The sequence below is a fragment of the Streptomyces sp. NBC_01429 genome (assembly GCF_036231945.1).
Taxonomy (GTDB): Bacteria; Actinomycetota; Actinomycetes; order Streptomycetales; family Streptomycetaceae; genus Streptomyces.
Map to the genome: position 1 here is coordinate 702578 of NZ_CP109599.1, position 12837 is coordinate 715414.

Here is a 12837-nt window from a genome sequence, read left to right on the forward strand (position 1 = left end):
TATTTCCCGGAACGAGCAAAGGCGGAGTCGATGACCGCGACAGGACTGATGTTGCCACGCCGCGTCGCGGCGCCCCTCAGTGTGTCGAGACTTGCCGCCTCCGCCGCCGCGGTCGACGGCGGGGTGATGAGCAACCCCGAGGTACTGGGGTGGCTCGACAGCCGGCGTCGCGAGCACGCGCAGCGAGTGGAGCGGATACCGTTCGCCGCGTTGCGCGGCTGGGGCTTCGACGAACGGACGGGCGATCTGCGGCATGTCAGCGGACGGTTCTTCTCGGTGCACGGTCTCCGAGTGCGGTCGGACTTCGGTCCGGTGTCCGCCTGGTCGCAGCCGATCATCCGGCAGCCGGAGATCGGCATCCTCGGCATCGCGCTGCGGGACTTCGACGGTGTGCCGCATCTGCTGATGCAGGCGAAGCCCGAGCCGGGGAACGTCAACGGTGTGCAACTGTCGCCGACCGTGCAGGCGACCAAGAGCAACTACCTCAGGGTGCACGGTGGTTCCGCCGTCCCCTACCTGGATCTCTTCCGCCGCTCGGAACCCGGCGCCGTCGTCTCGGACGTCCTCCAGTCGGAACAGGGCTCGTGGTTCCTGCACAAGCGCAACCGCAACATGATCGTGGAGGTCGGACCCGAGGCCGAGGCGGGTGAGGACTTCGCCTGGCTGACACTGGGACAGGTCAACGCGCTGCTGCGGCAGGACAACCTGGTCAACATGGACGCGCGTACCGTCCTGTCCTGCCTCCCGGACTGGCGGCAGGACGACACGCAGCGGGCGCTCCACGCGGATCGGGAGATCCGTAGCTGGATCACGCGGCGGCGGGCCGAGCACGAGGTCGAGGTGGTGCGAATCGGCCTCGACCAGACCGTGGGCTGGCACCGCACCGCGGAGGAGGTGGCCCACGAGCGGGCGCTGCACTTCAAGGTGGTGGCGGTCGACGTCTCCTCGCACCGGCGTGAGGTGCCCGCCTGGTCACAGCCGCTGCTCGAACCGTACGGCACGGGCGTCGTGGCCCTGTTCGTCCGCCGTGTCGACGGCGTACCGCACGCGTTGCTGCGGGCGCGGGCCGAGCCGGGCTTCCTCAACGTGGTCGAGCTGGGCCCTACGGTGCAGTGCGCGCCCGAGAACTACGCCCATCTGCCCGTGGCCGACCAGCCGCCCTATCTCGCCGAGGCACTGGCCCGCGCCGACGGCGCCGGCTACGACGTGGTCCTGTCGGAGGAGGGCGGCCGGTTCTGGCACGCCCGGAGCCGTTACCTGATCATCGAGGTGGAGAGCGACTTCCCCGCCCTGTCGGACGATTTCCGTTGGGTGACACCATGTCAGCTGGACGAGCTGCTCCGCTACAACCATCACGTGAACGTGCAGGCCAGGACCCTGGTTGCGGCGCTGCGGGCGTGGTGAGCCCGGCCGGGGTCCGGCCGGTGCGGCTGGGGGCGCTCGCCACGTCGTCCATCGCCCTCAGGCGCGTGCTGCCCACCGCGGTGGGCATGCCGGAGATCGATCTCGTCGCGGTCGCCGGCAGGTCAGCGGAGAAGACCGGCCGTTTCGCCCAGCAGTTCAGCTGTGCCGCCGAGACGGACTACGCGGCGCTGCTCGATCGCCCGGACGTGGAGGCGGTGTACATCTCCACGCCGACGGCGCTGCACCACGAATGGGCGGACCGCGCGCTCCGCGCGGGCAAGCACGTCCTGGTCGAGAAGCCGCTCGGGGTGAACGCCGACGAGGCACGCCGGTTGTGCTCCCTCGCGCGGGAGCGCGGTCTCGTGCTGCGGGAGAACTTCATGTTCCCGCACCATCCGCAGCACGCGTTCGCCGCCGGCCTGGTGCGGCGCGGACGGATCGGCACACCGAGCACGTTCCAGGCGTCCTTCTGTATTCCGCCGCTGCCCGCTGACGACATCCGGTACGCACCCGGCCTCGGGGGCGGGGCGCTGCTCGACGTGGGCGTCTATCCGTTGCGCGCCGCAGCGCTGCTCCTGGGGCCCGCGCCGCGGGTGGCGGGGGCGACGCTGCGCATCCGTGCCTCGGACGGGCTCGATCTGTCGGGGCAGGCGTTGCTGGTCTCGTCCTCCGGAGTACTGGCCCAGGTGACCTTCGGCTTCGAGCACGCGTATGCGTCGTCGTACACGCTGTGGGGAGACCGGGGCCGGCTGTCGGTGCCGCGCGCGTTCACCCCGCCCGCGGCTCACCAGCCGGTTCTGGTGCTGGAGGAACAGGACCACGAGGAGCGGTTCACGCTACCGGCGTCGGATCAACTGCGGCTCTGTCTGGCGGACTTCGCGGCCGCGGTGCGCGGGGGCGAAGTGGGTGACCCGAGCGCGGAGGCCGACCGGCGGCGGGACGCGATCGCCCTGATGGAATGCGTGGACGAAGTACGCGGACGGGCCGTGCGCGTCACGGTCGACGACCGCCCGTGAGGAGCCCCTCCGGCTCGGCCGTAACTGCGGCGATCGCGGATGTGTCTCCACCACGACAACGCAAGGTTGGAACCGTATCCGTCACTTCTGTACGCATCCACAAGGAGTGCTGCCATGCACGTCCAGGGCACTGTCCCGATGGAGCACGATCCCGAACCGGTCCCGAAAACCGTTCCTCACACCTCGCTACGGCCGCTCGTCGACCGATCCGCACAGCGCAATACCGCTCACGTCCCGGCGCCTCACACCGAATCAGCGCTGAGTGGCGTCCTCAGCGTGACCGGGGGATGACCATGCCAGAAGCACAGCGCCGATACCTGTCGCCGGAGCACAACAGCGTCCGCTGGGACGACTTTCCGCTGCGCGACGGCGATATCGTCGTCAGTACCCCGCCGAAATCGGGCACGACATGGGTACAGATGATGTGCGCGTTGCTCATCTTCCAGACGCCCGACCTCCCGCAGCCGCTGGAAGACCTGTCACCGTGGCTGGACCAGCCCACCTGGTTGGACCGACTGCGTTCACAGGAGGAGGTGTACGCGCGTCTCGCGGCGCAGAAGCACCGCCGTGTCATCAAGACGCACACTCCGCTCGACGGCCTGCCGATCGACCCGCGCGTCAGCTATGTCGTGGTCGCCAGGCACCCTCTCGACCGGGCCCTGTCCGTCTACCATCAAACCGCCAACATCGACGTCGAGCGAGTGTCCGCTGCCCAGGACGGCCAGGACGGCCCGGACGCACAGTCCCAACAGGCTGCCCCGGCACTCCCGTCGATGCGCGAATGGCTCCAGTACTGGTGTCTGCCCCAGCCGACCGACGACCAGGGAATAGAGGTCCCCGAGAGCCTGCACCAGACGATCCATCACCTCTATGACGCGTGGAACCGGCAGACGCAGCCGAACGTGAAGGTCCTGCACTACGTCGACCTGTGCGACGACCTCGCCGGCCAGATGGCGGCACTGGCCGAGTGGCTGGGCATCACGGTGACCGAGTCGGTCTGGCCCGATCTGGTGAAGGCCGCGACGTTCGACGAGATGAAGAGTCGCGCGGAGCGACTGGCACCCGACACCGAAATACTCAGGGATCCGGCGAAATTCTTCCGCGGCGGGCGATCGGGCGACAGTCGGAGCTTTCTCACCGAGGACGATCTCGACGCCTACCGGAAGCGGGTCGGCGCCCTCGCTCCGAAGCCGTTCCTGGACTGGCTGCACCGCGACCCGCCCGTCACCGGTGAGGGAGCCGCCGCCGACGCGTGAAGACCTTCAAGGGGGCGGCATGCTGCCGTCCGCGGCCGGGGCCGAGCGCTGTTACGAGACGGTCGTGCGTTGGTCCCGAGGCAGGTACACCGACTTCATACGGTGCGGCGCATGCGAAAACAATCTCTGCTGCTCGGCACCGTACTCGCGCTGACCGTGCCCCTGATGGCAGCCTCTCCGGCGCAGGCCATCAAGGGGGGCACCGAGTCGACCCGGGCCTACTCGTTCATGGGCTCGTTCCAGCCCTCCTTTCCCGCGCCACCGCGCCCCGACAAACACGGCTGCGGGGTGGAGGTCCTCGCACCGCAATGGGTACTGACCGCCAGCCACTGCGCCGGCAAGAACCCCACCGGGGCGAGGGTCGGTGTCCCGCGTGGCTGGAAGGTCCGGGTCGGGTCACTGGACACCACGTCCGGAGGTGAGGTCGCCGAAGTCGACCACTACTACCGGCTGGCCACCAACCACGACGAAGGAGGGTTCTGGGGCAAGGACCTCGCACTGCTGCACCTGCGGACCCCGGTTCGGGCCAAGCCCGTACGCATCGCCTCGGCCACGCCCCCGGAGAACACCCCCGTCCGCATCATGGGCTGGGGCATGACCTGCGACGACATCGACGACCCCGCGTGTCTCCCCACACGGCTGCGGGAGGCCGACACCGTGGTGCAGCCACTCTCGGTCTGTCCCGTGGCCGAGCCCAGCGGAGACCTGTGCGTCGGCAGCCGCGACGGCAGCGTCGCCGCGGCCAACATGGACTCCGGCGGCCCCGCGCTCGTCCGCGACGGCGACGAGTGGGCGCTGGCCGGTGTGGTCAGCGGCCCCGGCGCCAACATCGACTCGCCGCCCACGCTGTACACCGACGTCGCGCTGCACGCCGACTGGATCAACGGGATCATCTCCGGCACCGACGTCCCCCCGGACGATGCGCGAACCACCGGCGCACGGCTGAGCGCAGCACCCCGCGGCCCTCCTCGTCCAGGGCAAGCACGCCGGCGCATGGCCCGCGGTCCGGGCAGTGCTCGACCCGGCCGTGCGTGGAGGCCAACTGTGGGGACCGCGCGTCTTCGGCCTGCGCGGCGAACCCCGACGCGAAGCGCTGTGGAACCACCTGACCGACCACTCCGTCGCGACACGATTGTGGGACGCAAGCTGTGACCTGACCGGCGCCGACCTCAGCACCATCCCCGGATAGCCCCGGCACACGAACGGTGACCAACAGGTTGTCGAGCAGGTCGCGGACGGCGGCCGGGTCGCGGAGCCGCTCGCGAACGTCATCGACGCGGTCAGCACGCGGCGGGATCGGATCCTACGGACGCATCAACTCCCGGCGCGCTGCCGGGCGCTGTGACCCGCAGCACGATCAGCAACGCGGAGGCGAGCAGCACGACGCCGGACACGATGAATACGGTGACGACGCCGCCGATGCCGAACATCAGACCACCGGCGGCAGCCCCGCCGGCGATAGCGGACTGCACACCTACCACCACGAGCCCGCCCGCGCTCTCCGCCTGGTCAGGCACCATGCGAGTCGACCAGTTCGACCATGCCACCGACACACCGCCAAAGGCCAGGCCCCAGAGAACCACCAGAACCGCGTACCCGGCTTGCCCGGCGGGAAGCAGCGCCAGGCCCAGAGCCGCAACGCCCATCAGCGCCGGCATCAGTGCCAGCGTCAGCCGCAGGCTGATCTCCAGAAGCCACCCGGCCAGCAGCGTGCCCACGAAGTTCGCCACTCCGAAGACGAACAACAGCAGCGCCAACGCTTCGACGTCGACTTTCACCACACTCTCCAGAGCGGGCCGGATATAGGTGAACAGCGCGTAGTGCCCGATGTGAACCAGCAGCATCCCGACGATGCCCACCCCGAAGCCCGGGCGCCGCAGCACCTCCCACAACGTACCCAGCCGTGCCGTGCCGCGGGGCGCCATCCGGGGCAGCGCGAACAACTGGAACACCAACGTCACCACACCGAGCGCGGCTGCCGCGAGGAAGGTGCTGCGCCAGCCGGACAGCTCGCCGAGGTAGCTGCCGAGCGGCACCGCCACGATGGTCGCCACCGCGATGCCACTGAAGATGATCGATACCGCACGCGGAACCAGAGCCGCGGGCACCAGCCGCATCGCCACCGCCGCCGCCATGCTCCAGAAGCCACCCAGCGCGACACCCAGCAGGATCCGCATCAACAACAGCACCATCATGTTGGCGGCTACGGCCACCAGCAGGTTGGATACGATCATCAGGACGGTGAAGCCGAGCAACACGACCCTTCGGTCGAGCCTCCGGGTCAGGCTCGCCGTCAACAGCCCGGAAAGCATCGCTGCCACCGCCGTGACAGTGACCGCCTGCCCCGCCAAAGCTTCCGATACTCCCAGGTCGGCGGCCATCGGCGTCAACAAGCTGGCCGGCAGATATTCCGCGGTCAGCAGCCCGAAAACACCCATCGCCAGCGAGAACACCGCCGCCCACGCCGAAGGGGCCTGCTCGGGCGGTACCAGTTCCCCATCGGCCGCTTCGCCGGGGTTGGTATCGGGCACGGTGCCGCACACATCACTGCTCAACTTTTACTTCTCCTGAGTCGCATGAGAGGTTCGAGTCAAGCCTGCACGCGAACTTCAGGATGAGCTATGACAGAAAGTCCGCAATCCTTGACCGAGACTCCGGGCGGGGCCACAGGGCAGTTCGCCCTGTCGTCCGACCTCATCAGCGAACTGCTGACCAGCATGCGGCTGCGCGGCGTCCGCTATCGTCGCGTCCACGTCGGCCCGCGGTTCGGCCTCAGATTCGAAGCCGAGCCCGGCCGTGCCTATTTCCACTTCCTCGCCGTCGGCTCCGCAGTCCTGCGTACCGAGGACGGGACTGTCCATGAGCTCTCGGCAGGCAACGCCGTATTCATGCCACACGGCGAGTCCCATCAGCTGCTCTCCGGTCCGGACATACCGGCCCTGGGCATGGACAGCTTCGATGCGGTCCCCCTCAGCAACGCGGTGAGTGACGTGGACGCCTGCCCGAGCACCGAACCGAATCCCAGCGCGATCTTCTTCAACGGGTCCATGGAGTTCGACCTCGGCGGGATGCAGGGCCTCAGCCAGCTGATGCCCCACGTCATGCTGGTCGATGCCGGAGGGGAGCGGTACCCCGGGCTGCTGCCGATCCTCACGTCGATGAGGCGCGAACTCTGCTCCGCACGCGTGGGCTTCGCCGGCATTCTCGCCCGTCTGGCCGAGGTGGCGGCGGCCATGATCGTGCGGGGCTGGATCGAATGCGGATGCGACAACACCTCCGGCCTCGTGGCCGCGTTGCGCGACCCCCGCCTGGCACGCGCCATCCTGGTCCTGCACAGACAGCCCGGGCACCACTGGACCGTGGCGGAACTGGCAGCCGAGTGCAATGTCTCCCGGTCTGTCTTCGCAGACCGATTCCAGACCACGATCGGCATGCCGCCTCTCCGTTACGCCACGGAGCTGCGGATGCTCCTCGCCGGCCAGTGGCTGGCCGAGGGCACGTCGCCGATCCAGTCCGTGGCGCGACGCCTCGGCTACACCTCTCAGGCGGCTTTCAGCCGTGCCTTCAAGCGCGTCACGGGCCTGCCGCCCGGCGCCAGCAGAGACACTCCACGTTCCAAGGCTCTCAATGAGGGGGACTGACACGGAGGAAGGCGGGCGACAGGCCCGCAGCCCGGCGGACCCGCGCCTGACTCCTCGCAGCCGTGCCGCCACTCTCCGCCCCGAAACGGAATGCCTGCGCAGTCGCCTCCACCGCCCCTGACTCTCGGCATAAGAGCAGCTCAGCACCCCCTTCCCCTCGGCGATCAGTTCGGGAGCCGGAAGCGGAGGGCCACCGTAGCCCTTCACCACGCCGAAGCGGGTCCCATTCATCCAGTCCTCGCGGGCCTGATCGATATCTTCCTGGGACCGGCGCGCCGGGTTGGCTCGGTTCGTGGAGCCGGCGGCTCTCCGGTTGAGCGGACGCATGCCGCCCGGCCTGGCCTCGGGATGGTCCGGCCGGGCGGCGATGAAGCGGTCTCAGACACCCAGCAGGTCGACGACGAAGACGAGCGTCGAACCGGCCGGGATCTGAGGCGAGGGCGACTGGTTGCCGTAGGCGAGGTGCGGGGGAATGATGAGTTCGCGCCGGCCGCCGACCTTCATTCCCTCGACGCCCTGGTCCCACCCCTTGATGACCCTCCCGCCCCCCAGCGGGAACCTGAAGGTCTGCCCCCGGTTCCAGGAGGCGTCGAACTCCTCCCCGGTGGCGAAGGTGACGCCGACGTAGTGGACTTCCACGACGGAACCGGACTTCGCCTCCGCCCCGTCCCCCACGACGATGTCCCTGATCCGCAGGTCGCTGGGGGCGTCTCCCTCGGGAATATCGATCTCGGGTTTCGACAAGCTCATCGCAGCCTCGTTCCTCTCCGCCAGGCCGGGAAGCAGCCGTACGGAGCCCCCGGGACGCGTGGTTACTCCACGCGCTCAAGCGGCTACGATAACGCGACTGTCGCATGGACCAGGTACGGGCTGAACACTCTGCGCTTCGGGCGAGTCGGGCTCCGGAGCGATACTGCGCCGGCCCGGTGTCGTTGAACAGGCTTCGACCGGTCGGAACAGCGGCTGGGCATCGACGACGATCGCAACAAGTAGCCACAGGGGCGCAGTTCGGATGGCGGCCGCTCATTTCCCTTTGGAGTACCGACGTGAAGGGACCGGGCCTGATGCCGGTGGCCGTCCTCCCGCCCCTCGCGGGGCTCGGGCGGGCCACCGGCCGACGGTGGAATGCCCAGGAGGCGGCCTGTACGAACGGCGCGGCACCCTCCACGATGACAGATGGGTTCGGGCCTCGGTTCCGAGCATGGTTCGAAGGGGGCTCCGTGGAGGAGCCGGGCTCGGCACGTCCCGATCGGTGATCGCACGGGAGGACACGGGTGATACCGCACATACAGTTGCCGGGGCACGCTGCCGGCTGGACTGCGAAGGACCGGGCAGAGGTCGCTTCCGGTCTGGGCGCGGACTTACGGTTCAGAGGGTTCGTCTTCGTCCACAACCACGGCGTCCCAGCCGATCTGGTCGCAGAGGTCTATGCGGAGACGCGGCGGTTCTACCAACTGCCCCAGGCGGAGAAGAGCAGGTACGACGCCACTGAGCATTCCCAGTTCCTGGGGTACCGCGGGCTCGGCAGAGAACGCAGCCGCACCCACGGAGGCACCGAGGCGTGCGAGCAGTACCGGATCGGCAACACCACCGGCGAACTCCCCCTTTCCGTGTCCGCGGACTTCTGTCACGCACCGTTCGTGACATCGCTGGAGCTCTTCGGCCACCTGACGCGGCTGGGCGACGCCGTCCTCGCCGCCTGCGCCCTGGACCTGGGGCTCGAGGAAGACGCGTTCTCCCCCTACCTCGCGCAGGGCCCGCTGCACCGGCTGGGCCTCAACCACTACGGTGCGATCAGCTCCTCCGGCCCCGGCTCCACAGCGGGTGCGATGTCCCCGCACATCGACCTGTCCCTGCTCACCATCCTGGATCAGGACGAACCGGGCCTGGAGGTCCGCGATGCCGACGGGCACTGGCTGGAGGTCCCCACCGTTCCCGGCGCGCTGTTCCTCTTCCTCGGCGACTACGTACAGCGATGGTCCAACGGGCGCCACCGGGCAGCCCCGCACCGTGTCAGAAGAGTGCATCGCGACCGGATGTCGATCCAGTACAAACACCGGCCCGATTACGGCGTCGTCGTCCAGCCCCTGGACGCTTTCACCAGTCCGGCAGAGCCTCCTGCCTATGCGCCGCTGAATACCGGCCCCGAATACGTAGCCGTGCTGAGATCCCTTCTCGGCAGGTGATCACGGCGGTGAAGCAGGGGGGGTCTCATGCTGTCACTGGACCGATCTTGTCCCTGCATGAATCGTCATTCTGACGGCCGGCCATGCCACCCTGCCGTCTGCTGTGACCGAGCCCGCCCGGACGATCACCACAGAGGACGCCGCAGAGGACGCCGCTTCGGAGCGGAGCCCGGCCGGGGAGCCCGCGCACCGGCCCGCTCCCGTGCTCGCGCGCGGCCGGTGCGCGTCACCGCCCGCCGGGCTCCCCGTGCGCGTACGTCTGCGTCGGCAGTGCGCGCAGGGTGGTCTGGGCCTTGAGGAGCATTTCCTCGTACTCGGCCTCCGGGTCGGAGTCGAGGACGATGGCGCCGCCCGCGCCGATGGTCAGTTCGCCGTCGTGGCTGACGGCGGTGCGGATGGTGATGCTCAGGTCCGCCGTGCCCGTGTAGCCGACGAAGCCGATGACGCCGGAGTAGGACTCCACCGCCATGAGCGAGGGGACGGTGACGGTGCCGATCTCGCAGATCTGCCCGAGGTCGTTGCGGAGCAGGTCCACGATCATCAGGTTCTCGGCGCGCGTCCTGGGGTCCGTGCGCAGGGCGCGGCGCGTGGCCTCGTCGGTGTCCGGGTCCGGGTGCCGGGGGGCCGTGCCCTTGATCGGCTTCGCCTCCACCGTACGGGCGGCGTCCACCTTGAGGAACCGCCCGGGCGAGGAGCTGAACACCACGAGGTCGCCGAGGCGCAGCAGCGCGGCGTAGGGGGCGGGGTTGAGCCGCCGCAGGCGCCGGTAGTAGGCGAAGTCGTCGGCCGGTGCGGGCACGGCGCCGGCCCGGCCCTCGTACGGGCCCGTGCCGCTGTCGCGCCCAGCCAGTGCCAGGTCCCGGAAGTTGGCCACGAGGCGGGCGCCGTGCTCCGTACAGATCGACTCCGGGTGGAACTGCACGCCCCGCCACGCCCGTCGCGGTGGGCGAGGCCCATGATCACGCCGTCCTCGGCGCGCGCGGTGACCTCCAGGTGCGCGGGCACGGGCTCGGCGACGCTCAGCGAGTGGTAGCGCACGGCGGTGAAGTCCTGCGGGACGCCGGCGAAGAGACCCGTACCGCTGTGCCGCTCCAGCGCAGGTTTCCGCACCGGGTGATCGGCGTCGGCATCGCCGAGCAGCACGTGGTCACGATGGCCGCCGGGCTGTCCATGGGCGGCGTGCACCCGGTGGTGGCCATCTACTCCACGTTCGTCCTCGACCGGTCCGGGGTGATCTGCTCTCCTGAAGCGTTCGTCGAGGACTTCAGTGCCGCCGTCGACTTCCTCGGCGTGCACCCGCTCGTGGACCACGAGCGCATCGGTGCCATCGGTGTCTGTGGCAGCGGCGGCTTCGCGCTGAGCGCAGCGCAGGTCGACCCTCGGATGAAGGCCGTCGCCACGGTCAGCATGTACGACATGGGCCGTGACCGCCGTCAGGGCCTGGGCGACACGATGTCCGAGGCCGATCGCCGCAAGGCCCTCCGGGACATCGCCGCGCAGCGGTGGAGCCGAGCAAAGTCCCGGGCACTGCCGAGGCACTGTCCGGCACAAGGCCCCAGCGGGCCACCAAGCCGTCCGGTAGTCGGTCCCCCCCGTCCGGCTGCCGGACCTCCAGGGCCGCCGCCGTACGACGCTTCCCGGGCGTCGCGGCGGCGGCCCGCCCGCATGTCCGCGGGCGGCTACCGCACTCACGGCCGGGAACGGACTCAACGTGCTGCTGGGCTCGTTCGTCCCGATCCCTCCCGTCGGCGGGGGTCTCCGGGGTCAGGCAGGCGTCTGTGAGGCGGACAGGTTCTGCTCGGCGGCCCAGGAGGCGAGGAGGCGCAGCCGTTCGTGGGTGGGCGAGCCGGGGGCGGCGGTCCAGACGGTCAGGTGCTGGTCGGGGTCGGTGTTGGCGGTGAGGGTGTCCCAGTCCAGGACGAGTTCTCCGACGACCGGATGGTTGAGGCTCTTCGTGCCCACGGTGCGGGAGGCCACCTGATGGTCACCCCACCACCGGGCGAACTTCTTGTCCCGCAGCGACAGTTCACCGACCAGCTCGATCAGGCGGGGATCCTCGGGACACTTCGCGGCCTCCGTCCGCAGCTGGGCCACGGAGATCTGCGCGGCGGTCTCCCAGTCGGCGTACAGGGTGCGCATGGCCTGATCGGTGAACTGGATCCGGGGGTAGTTGCGGTGCTTCTCCGGGATCTGCGAGAAGTCGGTGACCAGGGCGGCGGCCAGCGCGTTCCAGGCCAGGGTGTCGCCGCGTCGGCCCCTGCACGATGGCCGGGGTGGCAGTGAGATCGTCCAGGACCCGCTGCAGCTGCGGCAAGACCACCACCCGTACCCGGCGCCGGGTACGGGTGGTGGTCTTGCCCGCGAGCTGGAAGAGGTAGCCGCGCTCGTCGTCGTCCAGATGGAGTACGCGGGCGAGGACGTCCAGCACGGGCGCGGATGCCTGCATGCGGCCCTGTTCGAGACGGGTGTAGTAGTCGGTGCTGATGTTGGCGAGCTCGGCGGCCTCCTCGCGGCGCAGCCCGGCCACCCGTCGGGGCCTGTGGGTCTCGGGCAGTCCGACCGTGCGCGGGCTCAGCTCCGAGCGGCGCTTCTTGAGGAATTCTCCCAGCTCATTGAGGGGAGCGTTGCTGGTCGTGCTTCCCAGCACGACATCGGTCGCACTTGGGGAAGGGGGGGGAGGATTTACTCCCAGGATGTGCCCCTCCCGGGATGGTTTTCTCTGCTTTTGGCGCCTGTCCTCGCGTGTGAGGCTCGGTGTGCCGCAGCCCGTCACGACCACCGGCCGCGGCACACCGACCCACGCACCGAAGGAAGTACCCCCATGCGCGGAGCCCTCGCCCGCGCCGTCCCGGCCACCGCTCTCCTGCTGGCCGTGGCGGCCTGCGCCGACACCTCGCCGGCCCCGCCGCGTGCGACATCCTCCACCAGGCAGCAGACACCGACGGCCTAGGCACACACCGCACCGTCCGACAGGAACACCACCATGGACATCCGGGTCACCCTCGACGGCCGTTCCGTCGAGGGTGACCTGAACGACAGCCCTGCCGCCCTCGACTTCGCCTAACTGCTTCCGCTCACACTGGACTTGGAGGACTTCCAGCAGACGGAGCGGATCGCCGGCCTGCCGCACGGGCTGACCACCTCCGGCGCTCCCGAGCCGGCAGTGCCCAAGGCCGGCGACCTGACCTACTACGCGCCCTGGGGCAACCTGGCCCGCTTCTACCGCGACGGCGACTCCGCCTACGCCGACCTGCTCATCCTCGGCGACATCGACGCCGACACCGACCGGATTGCCGAGGCCGACCGCCACACCATCGAAGCCGCCTCCTGACCA

The 12837-nt window shown here is 69.4% G+C and carries 11 protein-coding genes and 5 pseudogenes; 10 read left to right on the forward strand and 6 right to left on the reverse strand.

Going from position 1 to position 12837, the window contains the following annotated elements; genetic code table 11:
* Positions 1–30 precede the first annotated feature (30 nt).
* The 5 genes and pseudogenes from OG627_RS02960 to OG627_RS35435 form a co-directional block, all read left to right on the forward strand.
* Complete coding sequence (locus tag OG627_RS02960; protein ID WP_329061111.1) at positions 31–1404, forward strand: NDP-hexose 2,3-dehydratase family protein; 1374 nt, start codon at positions 31–33, stop codon at positions 1402–1404.
* Complete coding sequence (locus OG627_RS02965) at positions 1398–2420, forward strand: Gfo/Idh/MocA family protein (RefSeq protein ID WP_329061113.1); 1023 nt, start codon at positions 1398–1400, stop codon at positions 2418–2420. The genes OG627_RS02960 and OG627_RS02965 overlap by 7 nt, the downstream gene beginning before the upstream one ends.
* 293 nt (positions 2421–2713) lie before the next feature.
* On the forward strand, positions 2714–3676 hold the full coding sequence (locus tag OG627_RS02970) for a sulfotransferase domain-containing protein (RefSeq protein ID WP_329061115.1): 963 nt from the start codon (positions 2714–2716) through the stop codon (positions 3674–3676).
* 165 nt (positions 3677–3841) lie between these two features.
* Positions 3842–4546, forward strand: a pseudogene (locus OG627_RS35430) (S1 family peptidase); the annotation flags it as partial.
* 39 nt (positions 4547–4585) lie between these two features.
* Positions 4586–4865: pseudogene (locus OG627_RS35435) on the forward strand (SDR family NAD(P)-dependent oxidoreductase); the annotation flags it as partial.
* Between the two features lie 91 nt (positions 4866–4956).
* Here OG627_RS35435 and OG627_RS02980 read toward each other — a convergent pair.
* Entirely contained in the window at positions 4957–6231 is a 1275-nt protein-coding gene (locus tag OG627_RS02980) for an MFS transporter (RefSeq protein ID WP_329061117.1), read from the reverse strand.
* A gap of 66 nt (positions 6232–6297) precedes the next feature.
* Here OG627_RS02980 and OG627_RS02985 point away from each other — a divergent pair, with 66 nt between their 5' ends.
* Complete coding sequence (locus tag OG627_RS02985) at positions 6298–7317, forward strand: AraC family transcriptional regulator (RefSeq protein WP_329061119.1); 1020 nt, start codon at positions 6298–6300, stop codon at positions 7315–7317.
* Positions 7318–7482: 165 nt separating this feature from the next.
* On the opposite strand, the pseudogene OG627_RS02990 reads toward OG627_RS02985, so the two are convergent.
* Positions 7483–7587 (reverse strand): annotated as a pseudogene (locus OG627_RS02990) (pirin family protein); the annotation flags it as partial.
* Positions 7588–7695: 108 nt separating this feature from the next.
* Positions 7696–8067 (reverse strand): FKBP-type peptidyl-prolyl cis-trans isomerase, encoded by a 372-nt coding sequence (locus tag OG627_RS02995; RefSeq protein ID WP_329061121.1) that lies wholly within the window; start codon positions 8065–8067, stop codon positions 7696–7698.
* 524 nt (positions 8068–8591) lie between these two features.
* On the opposite strand from OG627_RS02995, the gene OG627_RS03000 reads away from it, so the two are divergent.
* A complete protein-coding gene (locus OG627_RS03000; RefSeq protein WP_329061124.1) occupies positions 8592–9503 on the forward strand; it encodes a 2OG-Fe(II) oxygenase family protein in 912 nt (303 codons plus the stop codon).
* A gap of 226 nt (positions 9504–9729) precedes the next feature.
* On the opposite strand, the gene OG627_RS03005 is transcribed toward OG627_RS03000, so the two are convergent.
* Together OG627_RS03005 and OG627_RS03010 are read right to left on the reverse strand one after the other, a co-directional pair.
* Complete coding sequence (locus tag OG627_RS03005) at positions 9730–10425, reverse strand: chorismate-binding protein (protein WP_329061126.1); 696 nt, start codon at positions 10423–10425, stop codon at positions 9730–9732.
* A 74-nt stretch (positions 10426–10499) separates the two neighbouring features.
* Positions 10500–10646: pseudogene (locus OG627_RS03010) on the reverse strand (hypothetical protein); the annotation flags it as partial.
* Between OG627_RS03010 and OG627_RS03015 the strand changes: the two are divergent.
* Positions 10587–11285: an alpha/beta hydrolase gene (locus OG627_RS03015; protein ID WP_329072299.1), complete on the forward strand. Its 699-nt coding sequence runs from the start codon at positions 10587–10589 to the stop codon at positions 11283–11285. The pseudogene OG627_RS03010 and the gene OG627_RS03015 overlap by 60 nt on opposite strands.
* On the opposite strand, the pseudogene OG627_RS03020 reads toward OG627_RS03015, so the two are convergent.
* A pseudogene (locus OG627_RS03020) lies at positions 11268–12150 on the reverse strand (helix-turn-helix domain-containing protein). The gene OG627_RS03015 and the pseudogene OG627_RS03020 overlap by 18 nt on opposite strands.
* Positions 12151–12324: 174 nt before the next feature.
* Between OG627_RS03020 and OG627_RS03025 the strand changes: the two are divergent.
* Together OG627_RS03025 and OG627_RS03030 are read left to right on the forward strand one after the other, a co-directional pair.
* A complete protein-coding gene (locus tag OG627_RS03025; protein WP_329061128.1) occupies positions 12325–12453 on the forward strand; it encodes a hypothetical protein in 129 nt (42 codons plus the stop codon).
* A 114-nt stretch (positions 12454–12567) separates the two neighbouring features.
* On the forward strand, positions 12568–12834 hold the full coding sequence (locus tag OG627_RS03030) for a cyclophilin-like fold protein (protein WP_329072301.1): 267 nt from the start codon (positions 12568–12570) through the stop codon (positions 12832–12834).
* Positions 12835–12837 lie beyond the last annotated feature (3 nt).

Excerpts from the sequence above, each read along its gene's own strand:
- OG627_RS02995 (WP_329061121.1), bottom strand. The coding sequence starts at position 8,067 with ATGAGCTTGTCGAAACCCGAGATCGATATTCCCGAGGGAGACGCCCCC.
- OG627_RS02985 (WP_329061119.1), top strand. The coding sequence starts at position 6,298 with ATGACAGAAAGTCCGCAATCCTTGACCGAGACTCCGGGCGGGGCCACA.
- OG627_RS02960 (WP_329061111.1), top strand. The coding sequence starts at position 31 with ATGACCGCGACAGGACTGATGTTGCCACGCCGCGTCGCGGCGCCCCTC.
- OG627_RS03025 (WP_329061128.1), top strand. The coding sequence starts at position 12,325 with ATGCGCGGAGCCCTCGCCCGCGCCGTCCCGGCCACCGCTCTCCTGCTG.
- OG627_RS02970 (WP_329061115.1), top strand. The coding sequence starts at position 2,714 with ATGCCAGAAGCACAGCGCCGATACCTGTCGCCGGAGCACAACAGCGTC.